General features: G+C 44.0%; 20 protein-coding genes and 4 tRNA genes. 23 read left to right on the top strand and 1 reads right to left on the bottom strand.

Annotation, left to right across the window (positions count from 1 at the left end):
* The first annotated feature begins 27 nt into the window (after positions 1-27).
* From JUB14_RS16030 to JUB14_RS15990, 9 genes are read left to right on the top strand one after another with little or no spacing between them, the layout of a single operon-like run.
* The gene (locus tag JUB14_RS16030; RefSeq protein ID WP_207507342.1) at positions 28-1,911 is read left to right on the top strand and encodes a cytochrome c oxidase subunit I; all 1,884 of its coding nucleotides are present in this window, start codon (positions 28-30) and stop codon (positions 1,909-1,911) included.
* Entirely contained in the window at positions 1,886-2,902 is a 1,017-nt protein-coding gene (locus JUB14_RS16025; RefSeq protein ID WP_207507341.1) for a COX15/CtaA family protein, read from the top strand. Before JUB14_RS16030 ends, JUB14_RS16025 begins: the two co-directional genes overlap by 26 nt.
* Positions 2,903-2,953: 51 nt before the next feature.
* Positions 2,954-3,847 (top strand): heme o synthase, encoded by an 894-nt coding sequence (gene cyoE / locus JUB14_RS16020; protein WP_207507340.1) that lies wholly within the window; start codon positions 2,954-2,956, stop codon positions 3,845-3,847.
* A 25-nt stretch (positions 3,848-3,872) separates the two neighbouring features.
* Positions 3,873-4,460, top strand: a complete 588-nt coding sequence (locus JUB14_RS16015; RefSeq protein ID WP_207507339.1) for a cytochrome c oxidase subunit 3 — start codon at positions 3,873-3,875, stop codon at positions 4,458-4,460.
* A gap of 16 nt (positions 4,461-4,476) precedes the next feature.
* Positions 4,477-5,247: a cytochrome c oxidase subunit 3 gene (locus JUB14_RS16010; protein ID WP_207507338.1), complete on the top strand. Its 771-nt coding sequence runs from the start codon at positions 4,477-4,479 to the stop codon at positions 5,245-5,247.
* A gap of 38 nt (positions 5,248-5,285) precedes the next feature.
* Positions 5,286-5,618: a cytochrome C oxidase subunit IV family protein gene (locus JUB14_RS16005; protein WP_207507337.1), complete on the top strand. Its 333-nt coding sequence runs from the start codon at positions 5,286-5,288 to the stop codon at positions 5,616-5,618.
* A gap of 6 nt (positions 5,619-5,624) precedes the next feature.
* Positions 5,625-6,290, top strand: a complete 666-nt coding sequence (locus JUB14_RS16000) for an SCO family protein (RefSeq protein WP_207507336.1) — start codon at positions 5,625-5,627, stop codon at positions 6,288-6,290.
* 8 nt (positions 6,291-6,298) lie between these two features.
* A complete protein-coding gene (locus tag JUB14_RS15995) occupies positions 6,299-6,838 on the top strand; it encodes a DUF420 domain-containing protein (RefSeq protein WP_207507335.1) in 540 nt (179 codons plus the stop codon).
* Positions 6,835-7,122, top strand: a complete 288-nt coding sequence (locus JUB14_RS15990) for a CAMCR motif-containing small membrane protein (RefSeq protein WP_207507334.1) — start codon at positions 6,835-6,837, stop codon at positions 7,120-7,122. Before JUB14_RS15995 ends, JUB14_RS15990 begins: the two co-directional genes overlap by 4 nt.
* Positions 7,123-7,190: 68 nt before the next feature.
* On the opposite strand, the gene murI is transcribed toward JUB14_RS15990, so the two are convergent.
* Positions 7,191-8,000 carry a glutamate racemase gene (gene murI, locus JUB14_RS15985; protein WP_207507333.1) on the bottom strand — a complete coding sequence of 270 codons (810 nt, stop codon included), beginning with the start codon at positions 7,998-8,000 and terminating at the stop codon, positions 7,191-7,193.
* Positions 8,001-8,091: 91 nt separating this feature from the next.
* On the opposite strand from murI, the gene JUB14_RS15980 reads away from it, so the two are divergent.
* The 14 genes from JUB14_RS15980 (at position 8,092) to rplL (ending at position 15,863) form a co-directional block, all read left to right on the top strand.
* A complete protein-coding gene (locus JUB14_RS15980) occupies positions 8,092-8,682 on the top strand; it encodes an RNA polymerase sigma factor (protein WP_207507332.1) in 591 nt (196 codons plus the stop codon).
* Positions 8,663-9,481, top strand: a complete 819-nt coding sequence (locus tag JUB14_RS15975; RefSeq protein ID WP_207507331.1) for a hypothetical protein — start codon at positions 8,663-8,665, stop codon at positions 9,479-9,481. Before JUB14_RS15980 ends, JUB14_RS15975 begins: the two co-directional genes overlap by 20 nt.
* A 65-nt stretch (positions 9,482-9,546) precedes the next feature.
* Positions 9,547-10,605 (top strand): outer membrane beta-barrel protein, encoded by a 1,059-nt coding sequence (locus JUB14_RS15970; protein WP_229367922.1) that lies wholly within the window; start codon positions 9,547-9,549, stop codon positions 10,603-10,605.
* Between the two features lie 170 nt (positions 10,606-10,775).
* Positions 10,776-10,861: transfer RNA gene (locus JUB14_RS15965), tRNA-Tyr, on the top strand.
* Between the two features lie 7 nt (positions 10,862-10,868).
* A tRNA-Gly gene (locus JUB14_RS15960) sits at positions 10,869-10,941 on the top strand.
* 89 nt (positions 10,942-11,030) lie between these two features.
* Positions 11,031-11,102: transfer RNA gene (locus JUB14_RS15955), tRNA-Thr, on the top strand.
* 311 nt (positions 11,103-11,413) lie between these two features.
* A complete protein-coding gene (tuf, locus tag JUB14_RS15950; protein ID WP_207507329.1) occupies positions 11,414-12,601 on the top strand; it encodes an elongation factor Tu in 1,188 nt (395 codons plus the stop codon).
* Between the two features lie 112 nt (positions 12,602-12,713).
* A tRNA-Trp gene (locus tag JUB14_RS15945) sits at positions 12,714-12,784 on the top strand.
* An 18-nt stretch (positions 12,785-12,802) separates the two neighbouring features.
* Positions 12,803-12,994 carry a preprotein translocase subunit SecE gene (secE, locus tag JUB14_RS15940; protein WP_207508071.1) on the top strand — a complete coding sequence of 64 codons (192 nt, stop codon included), beginning with the start codon at positions 12,803-12,805 and terminating at the stop codon, positions 12,992-12,994.
* 35 nt (positions 12,995-13,029) lie between these two features.
* Positions 13,030-13,584, top strand: coding sequence for a transcription termination/antitermination protein NusG (nusG, locus tag JUB14_RS15935; RefSeq protein WP_207507328.1), 555 nt, complete (start codon positions 13,030-13,032; stop codon positions 13,582-13,584).
* Between the two features lie 77 nt (positions 13,585-13,661).
* Positions 13,662-14,117 (top strand): 50S ribosomal protein L11, encoded by a 456-nt coding sequence (gene rplK / locus JUB14_RS15930; protein ID WP_207507327.1) that lies wholly within the window; start codon positions 13,662-13,664, stop codon positions 14,115-14,117.
* A gap of 26 nt (positions 14,118-14,143) precedes the next feature.
* Positions 14,144-14,842 carry a 50S ribosomal protein L1 gene (rplA, locus tag JUB14_RS15925; RefSeq protein ID WP_207507326.1) on the top strand — a complete coding sequence of 233 codons (699 nt, stop codon included), beginning with the start codon at positions 14,144-14,146 and terminating at the stop codon, positions 14,840-14,842.
* Positions 14,843-14,844: 2 nt separating this feature from the next.
* Positions 14,845-15,381 (top strand): 50S ribosomal protein L10, encoded by a 537-nt coding sequence (gene rplJ, locus JUB14_RS15920; protein ID WP_207507325.1) that lies wholly within the window; start codon positions 14,845-14,847, stop codon positions 15,379-15,381.
* 98 nt (positions 15,382-15,479) lie between these two features.
* On the top strand, positions 15,480-15,863 hold the full coding sequence (gene rplL / locus JUB14_RS15915) for a 50S ribosomal protein L7/L12 (protein WP_207507324.1): 384 nt from the start codon (positions 15,480-15,482) through the stop codon (positions 15,861-15,863).
* Positions 15,864-15,890: the final 27 nt, after the last annotated feature.

The raw sequence follows: 15,890 nt of genomic DNA, 5'->3' as shown, positions 1-15,890 counted from the left end.
TTAAAATTCAAAAAAGTAGCAGAAGATATGTCATCATTAGAGACAGGAATTGACATTACAAAGGTGCACGACGATGATCACGCGCACCATGAAGAGTTGAGCTTCTGGCGTAAGTACGTCTTCTCAGAAGATCACAAAGTGATCGCAAAGCAGTATCTGATTACTGGTATTTTCTGGTCAATTATCGGATTGGGCATGTCGGTAATTTTCCGCTTGCAACTGGGCTTTCCCGGGATAGATATGTCCTGGATGAGACCAATCCTGGGACAGTGGTTAGATGAAACCGGTAAACTGGATCCTAACTTTTACCTGGCACTTGTTACGATGCACGGTACCATCATGGTATTCTTCGTATTGACTGCCGGTTTGAGTGGTACATTCAGTAACTTCCTTATTCCCCTGCAGATAGGTGCCCGTGATATGGCATCAGGGTTTCTGAACATGCTTTCCTACTGGTTCTTCTTCATAGCGGGAGTGGTCATGTTTATATCGCTATTCATTCAAACAGGTCCTGCTTCGGGGGGTTGGGTAGTTTATCCTCCTTTGAGTGCACTTCCTCAGGCTATGCCGGGTTCAGGCTTAGGTATGTCACTATGGTTAGTGAGTATGGCGTTGTTTATCGTGTCGCAGCTGCTAGGCGGTATTAACTATATCACTACTGTTATCAACCTGCGTACCCGTGGAATGTCTTTCAATCGTCTTCCTTTGACGATCTGGGCATTCTTTATCACTGCCATTCTGGGTTTGATATCGTTCCCTGTTCTTTTCTCAGCAGCTCTGCTTCTGATTTTTGACCGCCAGTTCGGTACCAGCTTCTATCTGTCTGAAATCTATATTAATGGTGAGGCTCTGCCAAACGTAGGTGGTAGCCCTATCCTTTATCAGCACTTGTTCTGGTTCCTTGGTCACCCGGAAGTATACATTGTACTTCTACCTGCCTTGGGTATTACATCCGAAATTATTGCAACCAATTCACGTAAGCCGATCTTTGGTTACCGTGCAATGATTGCTTCTATCATAGGTATTGCATTCCTGGCATTTATAGTGTGGGCTCACCACATGTTTGTATCAGGTATGAACCCATTCCTTGGTTCTGTGTTCATGTTCCTGACACTGATCATTGCGGTACCTTCGGCAGTAAAAGCATTTAACTATACCACTACGCTGTGGCGAGGTAATATCCGGTTTACACCAGCTATGCTATTCTCTATCGGTCTGGTATCGCTATTTGTAACAGGTGGTTTGACTGGTATTATCCTTGGTAACAGTGCTCTTGATATTCAGTTGCACGATACTTACTTCGTAGTTGCTCACTTCCACATTGTAATGGGTGCGGCATCGGCATTCGGACTTTTCGCGGGTGTATACCACTGGTTCCCTAAGATGTTCGGCCGTATGATGAATACAACAATGGGACAGATTCACTTCTGGGCTACTTTTATAGGAGTATACCTGGTATTCTTCCCATTGCATTATACAGGTATCGCCGGTTTCCCTCGTCGTTACTATACATTTACAAGCTATGAGTTTACGAAGAGCTTTACCGATCTGAATGCGTTTGTAACGATCGCGGCTATCTTTACCTTCATAGCTCAATTTTTGTTCCTTTATAACTTCTTTTATAGCATATTTAAAGGCAAGAAAGCTTCTAAAAATCCATGGCAGTCTAATACACTGGAGTGGACTACTCCGGTAGTACCTGGACATGGAAACTGGCCTGGTGAAATCCCTGCTGTATATCGTTGGCCTTACGACTATAGTAAGCCTGGTGCAAAAGAAGATTTTATTCCTCAAACAGTACCTCACTCTCAGACTCCGGAGTCTAACCTGCCTCACGAAAATGAGGAGATAGCTATCGAGAAAGATATAGAGGCACAGAATTTCAATGACCAATTCAGAAACGCTCACTGAGCGTAGAAATAATAGCCTGTTCAGGCGCCTGGCTCTGGTTACAGTTGCAGTAGTTTACCTCCTGATTATGATAGGTGGTATAGTAAGAAGTACCGGAGCTGGAATGGGATGTCCTGATTGGCCTAAGTGTTTTGGTAGCTGGGTTCCTCCAACGGAGGAGTCCCAGCTACCATTAAATTATAAGGAGATTTACGGTGCCAAGCTAAAGGGAGAAGTTGAGTTCAATGCCGTAAAGACCTGGACCGAATACGTTAACCGCCTCTTTGGTGTGTTTACTGGTTTGATGATTTTTGCTACGCTACTAGCTTCTATTCCATTTCTTCGTTCAGATAAACCAATCTTCTATCTGAGCCTTCTTACGTTTCTTCTGGTAGGCTTCCAGGGCTGGTTGGGAGCAAAAGTGGTATCTTCTGAATTACTTCCGGTCATGATTACCCTTCACATGTTACTGGCCATTGTTATAGTATTTATTCTACTGTATGTAATGGCTAGATCCTATGTAGGGACTATGAAGGTTGAGGCTGTTCAAAACAAGCCAAAGATCAACAAATTACTTTTGGTGGTGTTGGTGCTATCAACGGCTCAGGTACTAATAGGTACTCAGGTGCGTGAGGCTATGGATATTGTTATTGACAATCTTGGCTATGCAGCCCGTAGTCAATGGATAGATGCATTAGGAATTACCTTCTACGTCCACCGCTCCTTCTCACTGATCATATTAGGTACTAACGCCTGGTTGTTCTATTGGATATACAAGTATTCAGCTGGACAGGGCCCCATACGTATGTTAGCCAAGAGTATAATGGCAATTATAGCTGTGGAGATACTGACCGGAGTCATTATGGCTTACTTAGCTGTACCTGCACTTTCGCAGCCTTTGCACCTTACTTTAGCTGTTGCTATGCTCGGTGCACAGTTTGTACTTTACCTGTTTTTGAACGCTGAAATAGTGTTCAGAACCAGTGCCCACAGTGAACTTAAAGTGGTATAAAAAGATTAAATATATAGACCTTCTTATCTGAAATTCAGTTCATAGACAGCAATGATATCATCTGAAAGTAGCTTATCAATAGGGGAGAAAATAAGTGGTAAAGTAAAAGCGCTATTTGAACTAATCAAATTTAGATTGGCTTCATTGGTGGCTTTTTCCGGAATCTTCGGGTATTATTTAGGAGCAGAAGCAATTGATTGGCCTAAGCTGATATTATTCTCGATTGGTGCTATTGGCATCACAGGGGCAGCTAACACTATCAATCAGATCATAGAGAAAGATCTGGACAAGCTTATGAAGCGCACGGCTAATCGTCCGCTTCCAAGTGGTCGTCTTTCCGTTGAGGAGGCAATCGTCTGGGTTGTAGTCTTAGGTGTAACAGCCATGTATATCTTCCTGGTGTACTTTAATCTGACAACGGCGCTACTTGCTCTGCTTTCTTTGATCCTGTATGGATTTGTGTATACACCGCTTAAGCGAGTTGGTCCAATAGCGGTATTCGTTGGAGCTATTCCGGGTGCTTTTCCTCCGATGATTGGATGGGTGGCCGCTACCAATCAATTTGGGCTTGAGCCGGGTATCCTATTTGCGATTCAGTTTTTCTGGCAGTTCCCCCACTTTTGGGCTATTGCCTGGGTATTAGATGAAGATTATAAAAAGGCAGGATTTAAGCTGTTGCCTTCGCAAGGGGGAAAGGATCTGCGTACAACAATCCAGATTATGATATATACGCTTTTCCTGCTTCCGGTGGGATGGTTGCCCTTTAAGCTCGGAATGACTGATATCAATTCAGCTCTTGTGGCAACTGTTTGTGGAGTGTTGTTCTTAGCTCAAACTTTTCATTTAATGCGTAAGTGTTCCGATAAGACGGCTTTGCAGCTGATGTTTGGGTCCTTTATATACCTGCCCATTGTTCAGATAGCCTTTCTTTTGGACAAAATGTAATACCTAATCTATTCTGATTTAATAAATGGAAAATATTCATCAACTAAGTGCACAGCGGGAACCGGAAGAAACCCTTTCAATGGATCCTAAGAAGTTTATACTTTGGCTGTTCATTGTAAGTATCATCATGATTTTTGCTTCACAGACTAGTGCTTACCTCGTGCGCAGAGCTGAGGGGAACTGGCTTGAGTTTGATATGCCTCCGATATTCTGGTATAGTACATATGTATTGGTGGCTAGTAGTATTTCAATGCATTGGGCATACCTTGCGGCAAAAAAAGATAATTTTAGAAGTTTGAGAATTGCAATTTCTATTACTTTTGTGCTAGGTATGGTATTCCTATGGATGCAGTTCCTGGGTTGGAAGGATTTGGTAGATATGAAGGTGTTTTTTGTAGGTAATCCCTCAGGCTCCTTCTTTTATGTCTTCACCGGCTTACATGGTTTTCACCTTATTACGGGTCTGATCGTGCTAGTGTATGGTTTGGTAGCCGCTTTCCAACTTCGTGTACATTCCAAAAACCTCAGACGAATACAGATATGTACGACGTACTGGCACTTTTTGGATATTCTGTGGGTATATTTGTTTTTCTTTTTATTGACTTTTAATTGATTAATTAAATTAACCAATGGCGTCTACTGCAACGACAACGAGCACGGTAAAACCCAGATTGTGGATGGGGGGTATCGAGCCCATGAAAGCAAGCTACGGAAAATTGATGATGTGGTTCTTCCTCATCTCAGATACTTTCACCTTTTCAGCTTTGCTGGTATCTTATGGAATGGTTCGATTTAGCAACCCTGCCTATGAGGGAGCGGTTGAAGATTTTACCTTTTCTAACCTGTACTGGCCTATTCCTGAAAAAGTTTACGAAGCAGTTCCTTTCCTGCATGGAATTGAGCTGCCTCTGGTATTCGTAGGTATCATGACCTTCATCCTGATCTTCAGTAGTGTGACTATGGTATTGGCGGTAGAAGCTGGCCATCGTATGGATCGTGCTGCTGTCGAGAAATATATGCTTTGGACCCTGTTGGGAGGTATTACCTTTTTGGGTTGCCAGGCATGGGAGTGGGCACACTTTATTCATGGAACAGAATCAGGTACTGTTATTAGCGAATTGGTAAACGGTAACTTGGTAGAAAGAACAATTTTTGGAGCTAACCTGACCGAAAATCAGTATGGACCTCCGGCTTTTGCGGATTTCTTCTTCTTCATCACTGGTTTTCACGGTACACACGTATTCAGTGGTGTTGTTCTAAACTTCCTGATTTTTTATCGCACTGCTACCGGATTGTATGAGCGTCGCGGTCATTATGAAATGGTAGAAAAGGTAGGCTTATACTGGCACTTTGTGGATCTGGTATGGGTGTTTGTATTTACTTTCTTCTACCTGGTATAATTTTAAAGACAGACTGATATTATAAACTGTATAAAGACATGGCAGATATACACGTACATGATCACGGGCACGAGCACGAGCATGGAGATGGTTCAGAGCAACGCAAAGCCATCTGGAAAACCTTTACCATACTGTCTGCTATCACAGCGCTGGAGTTCTTGATCGCCTTTACTTTAGGTGCTGGTATGCTTAAAGTAGCGATATTCATTGGATTGACTATCGTAAAGGCATTCTATATTGTAGGAGAGTTTATGCACCTTAAGCACGAAACTAAGTCGCTTATCTGGTCTATTCTCGTTCCTTGTATTTTTGTAGCGTGGCTGTTAGTTGCTTTGATTCTTGAAGGTGGTGCCATCTTCGATGTGCGATAAATAGATATGCATAAATACCGTAAGGCCGGGCTGCTGATAATTCTATTAGCAGTACCGGCTTTTATCTTTGTTTTCCTCAAGCTTTTCGGGATCAATCATTATGATCTTCCCACCTTTCATCCGGTTAGGGATCCTACTACCGGTGAAGTAGCTTTGAATGGTAGTGATACTGTGTACTATACTATCAATGGATTGAAGCTTTCTGATGTTCGTACTGGCGAAGCCTTTACCGAAGCTAATCTTCGGGGTAAATTCTCAGTTGTTCATTTGCTTCCTGCTGAATGTGGCGATACCTGTCAGAAAGCACTGGCCCAGCTTTCAAGAGTACATGATCTGACGCAGACAATTCCCCAGCTACAGGTTATTTCTATTAAAGAAACTGGAAATGCTACTCCAGAATTAGATTCTCTTCTAAAACAGAATGGAGCAAATCCAAACTCCTGGATAGTAGTCTCAGGTAATCCGGAGGAGGTAAGTAAAGCAGCCGGTGAAGTACTACGCCTAAATGTAAACATACCTGAAGGGATGCAAACTATTTCGCTGAGCAATAGGTTAATTCTTATAGATGGTAATAGATATATCCGGGGATATTATGATGCTCGGGAAATAGATGAAGTTGATCGGCTGATGGCCGAAATAAAGGTTTTGGAGTATAGTCAATCATTGAAATAATAACCCTCATGGAAGCTTTAGTTCTTGATAAAAGCCCCAAATACAACAAACTGATTAACATAGTAGCGGTACTTATACCCGTAGTGGTAGCTGTACTGCTGGGCATACGGCAGAAGGTAGACCTGGGAGAGTGGACCAGAGTGCTGCCACATCTGAATGGCGTCATCAATACGCTTACATCTGTATTACTGGTTGCTGGATGGTATTTTGTTAGAAAGGGAAATGTAGATGCTCACCGAAGATCAATGACAGGAGCTTTTGTATTAGGTTCACTGTTTCTGGTGTCTTATGTACTATACCATCTTTCTAATGAGTCTACTGCCTTCGGAGGAGAAGGTTTGATCAGGCCAGTCTATTACTTCCTGCTCATATCACATATCGTACTGTCGGTAGTGGTAGTATGGTTTGTACTGAGAGCAGTTTATTTTGCGTTTAGTAATCAGATTGCCGAGCATAGAAAAGCTGTTAAATGGGCTCTCCCTATCTGGTTATATGTAAGTGTAACTGGTGTGATTGTTTATTTATTAATTAGCCCCTATTACCAATGAAAAAGATAATGATGAAATGTATTGCCATGCTTGTGGTAGTACTACTTACTTCGGCAGATATCTGGGCTCAATGTGCTATGTGCCGGGGCTCAGTGGAGAGTACCATGGGTAACGGACGTAACAACGTCGGTATTGGACTAAATACTGGTATCATGTATCTATTCTTCATCCCCTATCTGGCAGTAGCTATTATCGGGTACTTGTGGTACCGTAACAGTAAAAAGTTGAGAGAAGAACGTCAGCTGGTGGCGTCGCGGATACAGCAGGCTTATCCCAAGCACTAGTTGTAAGTCAAGTAAGCAGATGCTATAAAAACAAAAGCCCCGGATCGTGTGATCCGGAGCTTTTGTTTTTATTCCCACAGCGGATAGTGCGACAATTGAATCTGCTTCCCAAAAAACAAGTTAGTGGATGCTTCGAATGACTGCGTGTAATCAGATACATAAAACCGCCGCTCACCATTCCCTTTTGCATTGAGCAGGTAGTGCTGCTCCATCCATGCTTTCAGAGACTGAGCTACAATCTCCGAAGTATCCAGTATCTCTACATGATCTTCGTAGTACTGTCTGATCTGATTCTTGATAAGCGGGTAGTGGGTACACCCCAGGATCAGGGACTCTATTCCTTCCAGAGCCGGATCAGACAAGTACTTGTCTATAATACTTTCGCTTATAGAGTTATCAAAGAAACCTTCCTCAATCATAGGAGCCAGCAGCGGAGTAGCCAGTGACTTCAGCGTGATGTTCTTATTCAGCGCATCTACCTTCTTCTTGTAGACATTTGACAGTACTGTTTGTTTAGTACCTATCAGGCCCACAGTTTTTCCATCGTATCGATCTTTGATGTAATCAACAACAGGATCTATTACATTCATAACTTTGGCCTTACTGCCCACATATTCACGTACCAGCTCATAAGCAGCTGCCGAAGCCGAGTTACAGGCTATCAGGATGAGTTTGCACTGCTGCTGAAGTAGCATATTGCATATCTTGATAGAATAGGCCTGTATAGCAGCAGTAGATTTGTCCCCGTAGGGGAGGTGGGCCGTATCGCCAAAATAGATAGTATTTTCGCGGGGTAGGAGGCGGGTTACCGCACTGGCAACGGTCATACCACCGATTCCGCTATCAAATATCCCAATGGGAGCTGAGGATTCAAGCATATATTTTTTACTAAAAAACGAAAAAAGTTAGGAGGCCGTGCAACCTGACCGATGCGAATATGCATCTAGTTAATGAAACCACCCCAAAGGTATGGGCAAAATTTTACCATTCTTCAATCAGGAAGCACAGCTTGTAAGGGCACTGCAGAAAGCCGATCCAAAGGCGCAGCGGCAGGTGTACGAAAAGTACTCCTCCCGGATGCTAGGTGTTTGCATGCGCTACATAGGTGATCGGATGGCTGCCGAAGATGTACTGGTTGAAGGGTTCATGAGGGTGTTTGACAAGATTGAGCAATTTAAAAGTGAAGGGAGTCTGGAGGGTTGGATACGTCGCGTAATGGTAAACGAAGCACTTGGGTATCTCCGTCAACGTAAACGTCTGCTGGAAGATGTTGATCTGGAAGAAGCCCAGACAGTCCCTGACGATAGCAATACTAACCAGGATCTGGAAGTACAGGAGCTGATGCGTATGATAGAGGAGCTGCCAACCGGTTACCGAACTGTTTTTAACCTCTACGCCATTGAGGGGTATTCACACGCTGAGATTGCCGATTTGCTTTGTATAAGCGAAAGTACATCAAAGTCACAGTTGCATCGGGCTCGAGCTTTGTTGCAGCAACTTGTAAAGGATTGGGAAAATGGATATAAAAAAAAAGGGACCTATGAAAAAGCATCCAGTTGATGATTTATTCGCCCGCAAATTAAATACATGGGAGCCGGAGCCATCCTCTGATGTGTGGCAAAGGATCCAGGCTGGACAGCAAAAAAAGCAACGTCGCCTAGGCGGTTGGTACTGGTATGCGGCAGCTAGTGTAGCACTGGTGCTTACTGTTGGCTACGTAGTATGGAAGGGACAGGCGGACGAATCAACCCCACTCGGAGAAAAATCATTGGCTAAGGTACAAATGCCTGTTCAACAAACACCGGCCAGACCTGCTGATCAGCAAGCGGCAGAACCATCAATGAACACGGAGGTATATCAAGTGCCTGCTGATGTAAAGGGGCCGGTAACTTCTTCTCAGGAAAGAGAAGCGCTTGCTATGGGTACTGCCAGAGAAAAAGCTTCCGAGGTGGAGTCAGTTGCTGATAAAGAACTAGAGCCGGCGCTGAGAATGGAGGTAGCTACTTTATCAAAAGAAGAGGTGTCAACTCCGGCGACCACCATAACCTCGCCCGAGCTGAGTGTACCCGCTACCCAGCCAGTAGAGGATATTAGCAAAGCACTCCGACAAAATGCGGAGAACCGCGTAGTGATAGCTCACGTAGAAGTAGAAGACGAGCTTGATGACAACCAAAAGTCATCACGCCTGATACGGATACTACGGCAGCTCAAAAATGCTAAAGAAGGAGAAGCAGTGAATTGGAATGAAGTAGGAATCAACCCAAAGAAGCTGATGGCCCGGGCTGATGAGCGTATCAGAAATGAAGAAGAAAAAGTGTCTAAACAATATAACACCCTGAAAGAAAAACTAGAACTATAAAACGATTAGCCATGATAAGTACTCTTAAAACAATTGCAATTAGCGCGTTCCTTCTACTGTCTGCTATGGCAGTTAATGCCAATCCGGTTAGTAAGGACTCCATCATCATAACATTTGGCGAGAAGACTCGCCTGATCATATACGGTGAAGACCGGCAGGAGCTTGAGAAACTCCTGAAGTATGATCTCAATGCGCTACTCAGAGACCTGGAGGCAAGGCTGGATACCATAGAAGGCGATACAAAAATCTACTATGACGAACTGGACGGCCGTGACTACCTCAAAGACAAGTCGGATGCTGACAAAGATAAAAACTACGTACGCATAGGACTGAGAGGTATACGCATCAAAGATGGAGATACGGAAGTAAATATCACCAGCCGTGGGGTAGATATCAAAGACGGGGGAGAACGTGTCAAAATCGGGAGTGTGGAAAAAGACTCCACCGAAGAGGATGACGACGATGATCACGTGACACGTATACGGAAGGTGAACAGATATTCCAGCCCTCGAAAAGGATTTAATGTCAACGTCGGACTGAATGCCTATGGCGATAACCAACCCATGGGATACAATACCTCCGACTACGACCTCCGACCCTTTGGTTCAAGGTACATAAGCTTAGGTCTGGTTCGGAGTGCTACTATCGCACGTGGAAACTCAGTTGGCTTACATATGGATTTTGGACTCAATGCATCCTGGTACAACCTTATGTTCGACGGAAGCAATACAGTTGAGAAAACAGCCACTGGGGTAGCATTTGTGCCACTGATGGATCGGGATAACCGTGAATTAGAGCTTTCAAAAAGTAAGCTGACAGTTCCATACATCAATTTTTCCCTGATGCCAACTCTCAGCTTTCCCAAATCAGCAATCTCGTACATCAGTGCCGGTGTGTATGGCGGGTACCGACTAGGCGGGTATACTAAAACAAAAACGGCAGGTACCGGCGAAAAGGATCACGTTCGTACTAACTATTACCTTGATGACTTCCGCTATGGTGCTGCCTTCGAGTTAGGTATCCGTAACTTCCCGGACCTGTTCGTAAATTATGATTTCAATACACTTTTTGAAGACAACCGCGGACCAGCCGTAAGAATGATAAGTTTTGGAATAAGGTTATAGAATAGCTTAGCATCTGTATAACTGGCTGTTGCGGGTAATGCCGCTGCAGCCAGTTATTTTTTTTGCGAATATTTTTGAGAAAGTATTTGACAATAATATAAAAGCGCCTAATTTTGTGCCTCCAAAGTGAATGACAGCGGCATTCACAACTGATTTGAAATGTTGAAAGGGGGGGTGTACCAGAGTGGCCAAATGGGGCAGACTGTAAATCTGCTGGCTTATGCCTTCGGTGGTTCGAATCCATCCGCCCCCACCAAAATTACGCGGGTGTAGCTCAGCTGGTAGAGCGATAGCCTTCCAAGCTATAGGTCGCGAGTTCGAACCTCGTCGCCCGCTCATTAAGTCTCAATACGTACAAGCGATCAGTGAAAAATTCAATTTTGGAGCCCTTTCGCTGGTCGCTTTTTACATGTAGTTGAGTTAATGCCTTTGTAGCTCAGGGGTAGAGCACTTCCTTGGTAAGGAAGAGGTCAGGGGTTCAAATCCCCTCAAAGGCTCAGATTTGGAGCTGATGGTAGAGCACTTCCTTGGTAAGGAAGAGGTCAGGGACGGTCCGCCGCCGCGGTTCAAATCCCCTCAAAGGCTCAGATTTAAAACAAATCGGAAGGCTTCTTCGCAGGTAGTGAAGAGGTCGTAGGAAGACCGCCACTGTGGCTCAGACCCCTTAAGGCTCCACAAGAGAAGTTGATTATTTTTCGATATGTAGATTTGGCATTGTGCATTCCTGCTAAGGTCTGTCAATGCCAATAGGTGAATCAGCAAACGTTAACAAATTCGTAATAATTTCTAATTTTAAGCGTACATAAACATGGCAAAAGAGACGTTTGACCGCTCGAAACCGCACGTGAATATTGGTACAATCGGGCACGTTGACCACGGTAAAACTACCCTGACAGCTGCAATCACAACTGTACTAGCTAACAAGGGTTTCGCACAAAAACGCGACTTCTCATCAATCGATAACGCACCTGAAGAGAAAGAGCGTGGTATTACTATTAATACATCACACGTAGAATATCAAACCGAAAATCGTCACTATGCTCACGTTGACTGTCCAGGTCACGCTGACTACGTGAAGAACATGGTTACGGGTGCTGCTCAGATGGACGGTGCTATCATCGTAGTTGCTGCTACTGATGGACCTATGCCACAAACTCGTGAGCACATCCTTCTGGCTCGCCAGGTAGGTGTACCTCAGCTGGTAGTGTTCATGAACAAAGTGGACATGGTTGATGATCCAGAACTTCTTGAGCTTGTTGAGATGGAAATCCGCGAGCTTCTAAGCTTCTACGAGTACGATGGAGATAACATTCCTGTAATCCAGGGATCTGCTCTTGGTGCTCTTAACGGCGAAGACAAGTGGGTTAAGACTGTTGAGGCTTTGATGGATGCAGTTGATAACTACATTCCAATTCCTCCTCGTCAAACAGATCTTCCATTCCTGATGCCTGTTGAAGACGTATTCTCAATTACTGGTCGTGGTACTGTTGCTACTGGCCGTATTGAGCGTGGTGTAATCAACTCAGGTGAGCCAGTTGAAATCCTGGGTATGGGTGCTGAGAACCTTAAGTCTGTTGTAACAGGGGTTGAGATGTTCCGTAAGATCCTTGACCGTGGTGAAGCTGGTGATAACGTAGGTCTTCTGCTCCGTGGTATCGACAAAGAAGATATCCGTCGTGGAATGGTTATCTGTAAGCCAGGTTCAGTGAAGCCTCACGCTCACTTCAAAGCAGAGGTTTACGTACTGTCAAAAGAAGAAGGTGGTCGTCACACTCCTTTCTTTAACAAGTACCGTCCTCAGTTCTACTTCCGTACCACTGACGTTACAGGTGAGATCTCTCTGCCAGCTGGTGTAGAGATGGTTATGCCAGGTGATAACATCACTATCGAAGTAAAACTGATCAATAAGATCGCAATGGAAAAAGGTCTCCGCTTCGCAATCCGTGAAGGTGGCCGTACCGTAGGTGCGGGTCAGGTGACTGAAATCCTTGACTAATAAAAATAGTTTAAAAAACAGGTGCATTTCTTTATGGAATGCACTTGTTTTTTATAATTAGTTCGTATCTTTGCAGCCCGAAATGATAGTTAATTGATTTAGGGCAAAACAAACGGGTGTAGTTCAAGGGTAGAATAGCGGTCTCCAAAACCGTTGATGGGAGTTCGAATCTCTCCACCCGTGCTAAGTGTTTATAAGGAAATGGAAAAATTCACCGCATTTTTTAAGTCTTCCTGGGAAGAGATAACCCAGCACGTGACTTGGCCTCCTTTCAATGAGTTGCAGTCTAACACAACGCTGGTGCTGGTGGGTTCACTCATCTTTGCCCTGGTAGTAGGTGTAATGGATTTTATTTTCGAGAACGCACTCAATCTATTTTATCAGTCCTTTTAAGGTACCTTTAACTGTGCCTGAAACCCCCAAACGGTATGAGTGGTGTTAATTGGTATGTACTGAGAGCTGTATCGGGTCAAGAAAAAAAGATCAAGTCTTACATCGAGAACGAGATCACCCGCCAGAGCCTTAACGAATACGTCCCCCAGATCCTGATCCCCGCAGAAAAGGTATATGAAATGCGCAATGGTAAAAAGCGCGTACGGGAAAAGAATTTTTTTCCTGGCTATATCATTATCTCTGCGGATCTCTCTAAGGGTGAGGTACTTCACATTCTTACCAGCATACCAGGAGTAATTGGTTTCTTGGGAAACTCAGAAGGGGCTTCAAAAGTACCTGTCCCACTTCGCCAGTCCGAAATAAACCGTATTCTGGGTAGAGTTGATGAAGCAGCTCAGGAAGAAGAGGCACCAAGCATGTCCTTCATCAAAGGAGAGAGCGTGAAGGTAGTGGATGGACCTTTCAGCGGCTTTATTGGTACCGTTGAAGAGGTATTTGACGAGAAGAAAAAACTCAATGTAGTTGTAAAAATATTCGGGCGGAGTACGCCTGTTGAACTTAGTTACGCACAAGTAGAAAAGGAAAGTTGAGTGTACGTACGGGCAGGATTGCTTCCCCCTGCAAGTGAGCCGTCTGAACAAACAACAAACCGACAAATTAAAAAACAATGGCAAAAGAAATAGCTGGATACGTCAAACTCCAAGTGAAGGGTGGCCAGGCCAATCCTTCACCCCCAATCGGTCCTGCCTTAGGATCAAAGGGTTTGAATATCATGGAGTTTTGCAAGCAGTTTAATGGCCGTACACAGGATAAAATGGGTATGGTCTTGCCGGTAGTTATTACATACTACAAGGATAAGTCTTTTGACTTCGTCATTAAGACTCCTCCTGCTGCGATTCTGCTCATGGAAGCAACCAAAATTAAGTCCGGATCGGCTCAGCCTAACCGTACAAAAGTAGGTTCAGTTTCATGGGATCAGGTTCGTCAGATTGCTGAAACCAAGATGCCTGACCTGAACTGCTTTACAGTAGATTCAGCGATGAAAATGATCGCAGGTACGGCACGTAGTATGGGTATTACCGTATCAGGCAAAGCCCCGTGGGAAGAAAACAAAGAAGCGTAAATCGTTACGCCTAAGCAAACAAGAACATGGGAAAATTGACGAAAAAGAGAAAAGAGGCTCTTTCGAAATATGACGCAACGCAGTCATATTCCCTACATCAGGCTGCCGAAATTCTTGGCACTATATCAAATACTAAGTTTGATTCTTCTGTAGATATTGACGTTCGTTTGGGCGTTGATCCCCGCAAAGCTGATCAGATGGTACGTGGTGTAGTAACTCTACCTCATGGTACGGGTAAAGAAGTTCGTGTACTGGTGTTATGTACGCCTGACAAAGAGGCGGAAGCGAAAGAAGCCGGAGCTGATTATGTAGGTCTGGATGAATATATCCAAAAGATCGAAAAAGGCTGGACGGATGTTGATGTAATCATCACTATGCCAAGCGTTATGGCGAAGGTAGGTCGTTTAGGTAAAATTCTCGGTCCTCGCGGATTGATGCCTAACCCTAAGTCCGGAACTGTGACTACTGACGTGGCAAAAGCAGTACAAGAAGTTAAAGCAGGTAAGATTGATTTTAAGGTTGACAAAACCGGTATCATTCATACTAGTGTTGGAAAAGTTTCCTTCGGTGCTGAGAAGCTTGTACAGAATGCCCAGGAAGTAATTAATACGCTGGTTCGGCTTAAGCCATCATCAGCCAAAGGTACGTATGTGAAGAGCATTCACTTATCAAGCACGATGAGTCCGGGTGTTACGATTGATAAAAACACGATAGCAGGATTATAACCATGACACGGGAAGAAAAAGCAGTAATAATTGACGAGCTGAGTCAGAAATTCTCCAGCACGCCATACTTCTATATTACCGGTGCAGAAGGCATGTCCGTAGCTGAAGTAAACCAACTTCGCCGTTTGTGCTTCGATCGTGGTATTGAGTATCGTGTGATCAAGAATACCCTGATTAAAAAAGCACTAGAAACATTAGATACTGATTACGCTCCTTTCGAAGATAAAGTTCTGAAAGGACAGTCAGGAGTAATGTTTCATCCGGAGTCAGGTAAAGTCCCTGCACAACTGATAAAAGAATTCCGAAAAAAAGCGGGCAATAATAAGTTACTGTTCAAAGGTGCTTCTGTAGATTATTCATTGTTCATCGGTGAAGATCAACTCGAAACACTGACGACTCTGAAGTCAAAGCAGGAGCTTGTTGGAGATGTTATCGGCTTGCTGCAGTCACCTGCCAAAAATGTACTTTCTGCTCTATTGGGTGGTGGTAACAAACTGGCTGGTATCCTTAAGACTTTGTCTGAGAAAGAAGAGCAATAGTATTAGAATAGCCGCAGGAACTGGCTCAGCTTGTGGAATTATTAAGAGCTATAAATCATTTTCAACTTTTTGTGTAATCACTTAATCAAGAATAAAAAATGGCAGATTTGAAAGCTTTCGCAGAGCAGCTTGTTAACCTGACGGTTAAAGAAGTGAACGAACTGGCAGCAATTCTGAAAGACGAATATGGTATTGAGCCGGCTGCTGCTGGTGCAGTAATGGTTGCAGGTGGTGCTGCAGGTGGTGGAGACGCTCCTGTTGCTGCTGAGCAAACGTCTTTTGATGTAATCCTGAAAGAAGCAGGTGCAAGCAAGCTGGCAGTTGTTAAACTGGTAAAAGACTTGACTGGCCTTGGTCTGAAAGAAGCTAAGGAACTGGTAGACGGTGCTCCTAAGCCTGTTAAAGAAGGTGTTGCTAAAGATGAGGCAGAAGCTCTTAAGAAGCAACTCGAAGAGGCTGGCGCCGTTGTAGAAGTGAAGTAATCTTCTTTTCTGCATAGCCGGAATATT

Source organism: Telluribacter humicola, from assembly GCF_017355935.1.
GTDB lineage: Bacteria > Bacteroidota > Bacteroidia > Cytophagales > Spirosomataceae > Telluribacter > Telluribacter humicola.
Note: the sequence above shows the minus strand (reverse complement) of the source record. Positions and strands in the feature narration are given on the sequence as shown.

What these genes read in the sequence shown, in the direction of transcription:
- murI (WP_207507333.1), bottom strand. Translation starts at nt 8,000, where the DNA reads ATGCTTGAATCCTCAGCTCCCATTGGGATATTTGATAGCGGAATCGGT.
- tuf (WP_207507329.1), top strand. Translation starts at nt 11,414, where the DNA reads ATGGCAAAAGAGACGTTTGACCGCTCGAAACCGCACGTGAATATTGGT.
- JUB14_RS15970 (WP_229367922.1), top strand. Translation starts at nt 9,547, where the DNA reads ATGGCAGTTAATGCCAATCCGGTTAGTAAGGACTCCATCATCATAACA.
- rplA (WP_207507326.1), top strand. Translation starts at nt 14,144, where the DNA reads ATGGGAAAATTGACGAAAAAGAGAAAAGAGGCTCTTTCGAAATATGAC.
- JUB14_RS15975 (WP_207507331.1), top strand. Translation starts at nt 8,663, where the DNA reads ATGAAAAAGCATCCAGTTGATGATTTATTCGCCCGCAAATTAAATACA.
- JUB14_RS16000 (WP_207507336.1), top strand. Translation starts at nt 5,625, where the DNA reads ATGCATAAATACCGTAAGGCCGGGCTGCTGATAATTCTATTAGCAGTA.
- rplK (WP_207507327.1), top strand. Translation starts at nt 13,662, where the DNA reads ATGGCAAAAGAAATAGCTGGATACGTCAAACTCCAAGTGAAGGGTGGC.
- JUB14_RS15995 (WP_207507335.1), top strand. Translation starts at nt 6,299, where the DNA reads ATGGAAGCTTTAGTTCTTGATAAAAGCCCCAAATACAACAAACTGATT.
- secE (WP_207508071.1), top strand. Translation starts at nt 12,803, where the DNA reads ATGGAAAAATTCACCGCATTTTTTAAGTCTTCCTGGGAAGAGATAACC.
- JUB14_RS16015 (WP_207507339.1), top strand. Translation starts at nt 3,873, where the DNA reads ATGGAAAATATTCATCAACTAAGTGCACAGCGGGAACCGGAAGAAACC.
- JUB14_RS16030 (WP_207507342.1), top strand. Translation starts at nt 28, where the DNA reads ATGTCATCATTAGAGACAGGAATTGACATTACAAAGGTGCACGACGAT.
- rplJ (WP_207507325.1), top strand. Translation starts at nt 14,845, where the DNA reads ATGACACGGGAAGAAAAAGCAGTAATAATTGACGAGCTGAGTCAGAAA.
- JUB14_RS15990 (WP_207507334.1), top strand. Translation starts at nt 6,835, where the DNA reads ATGAAAAAGATAATGATGAAATGTATTGCCATGCTTGTGGTAGTACTA.
- rplL (WP_207507324.1), top strand. Translation starts at nt 15,480, where the DNA reads ATGGCAGATTTGAAAGCTTTCGCAGAGCAGCTTGTTAACCTGACGGTT.
- JUB14_RS15980 (WP_207507332.1), top strand. Translation starts at nt 8,092, where the DNA reads ATGGGCAAAATTTTACCATTCTTCAATCAGGAAGCACAGCTTGTAAGG.
- JUB14_RS16025 (WP_207507341.1), top strand. Translation starts at nt 1,886, where the DNA reads ATGACCAATTCAGAAACGCTCACTGAGCGTAGAAATAATAGCCTGTTC.
- nusG (WP_207507328.1), top strand. Translation starts at nt 13,030, where the DNA reads ATGAGTGGTGTTAATTGGTATGTACTGAGAGCTGTATCGGGTCAAGAA.
- JUB14_RS16005 (WP_207507337.1), top strand. Translation starts at nt 5,286, where the DNA reads ATGGCAGATATACACGTACATGATCACGGGCACGAGCACGAGCATGGA.
- JUB14_RS16010 (WP_207507338.1), top strand. Translation starts at nt 4,477, where the DNA reads ATGGCGTCTACTGCAACGACAACGAGCACGGTAAAACCCAGATTGTGG.
- cyoE (WP_207507340.1), top strand. Translation starts at nt 2,954, where the DNA reads ATGATATCATCTGAAAGTAGCTTATCAATAGGGGAGAAAATAAGTGGT.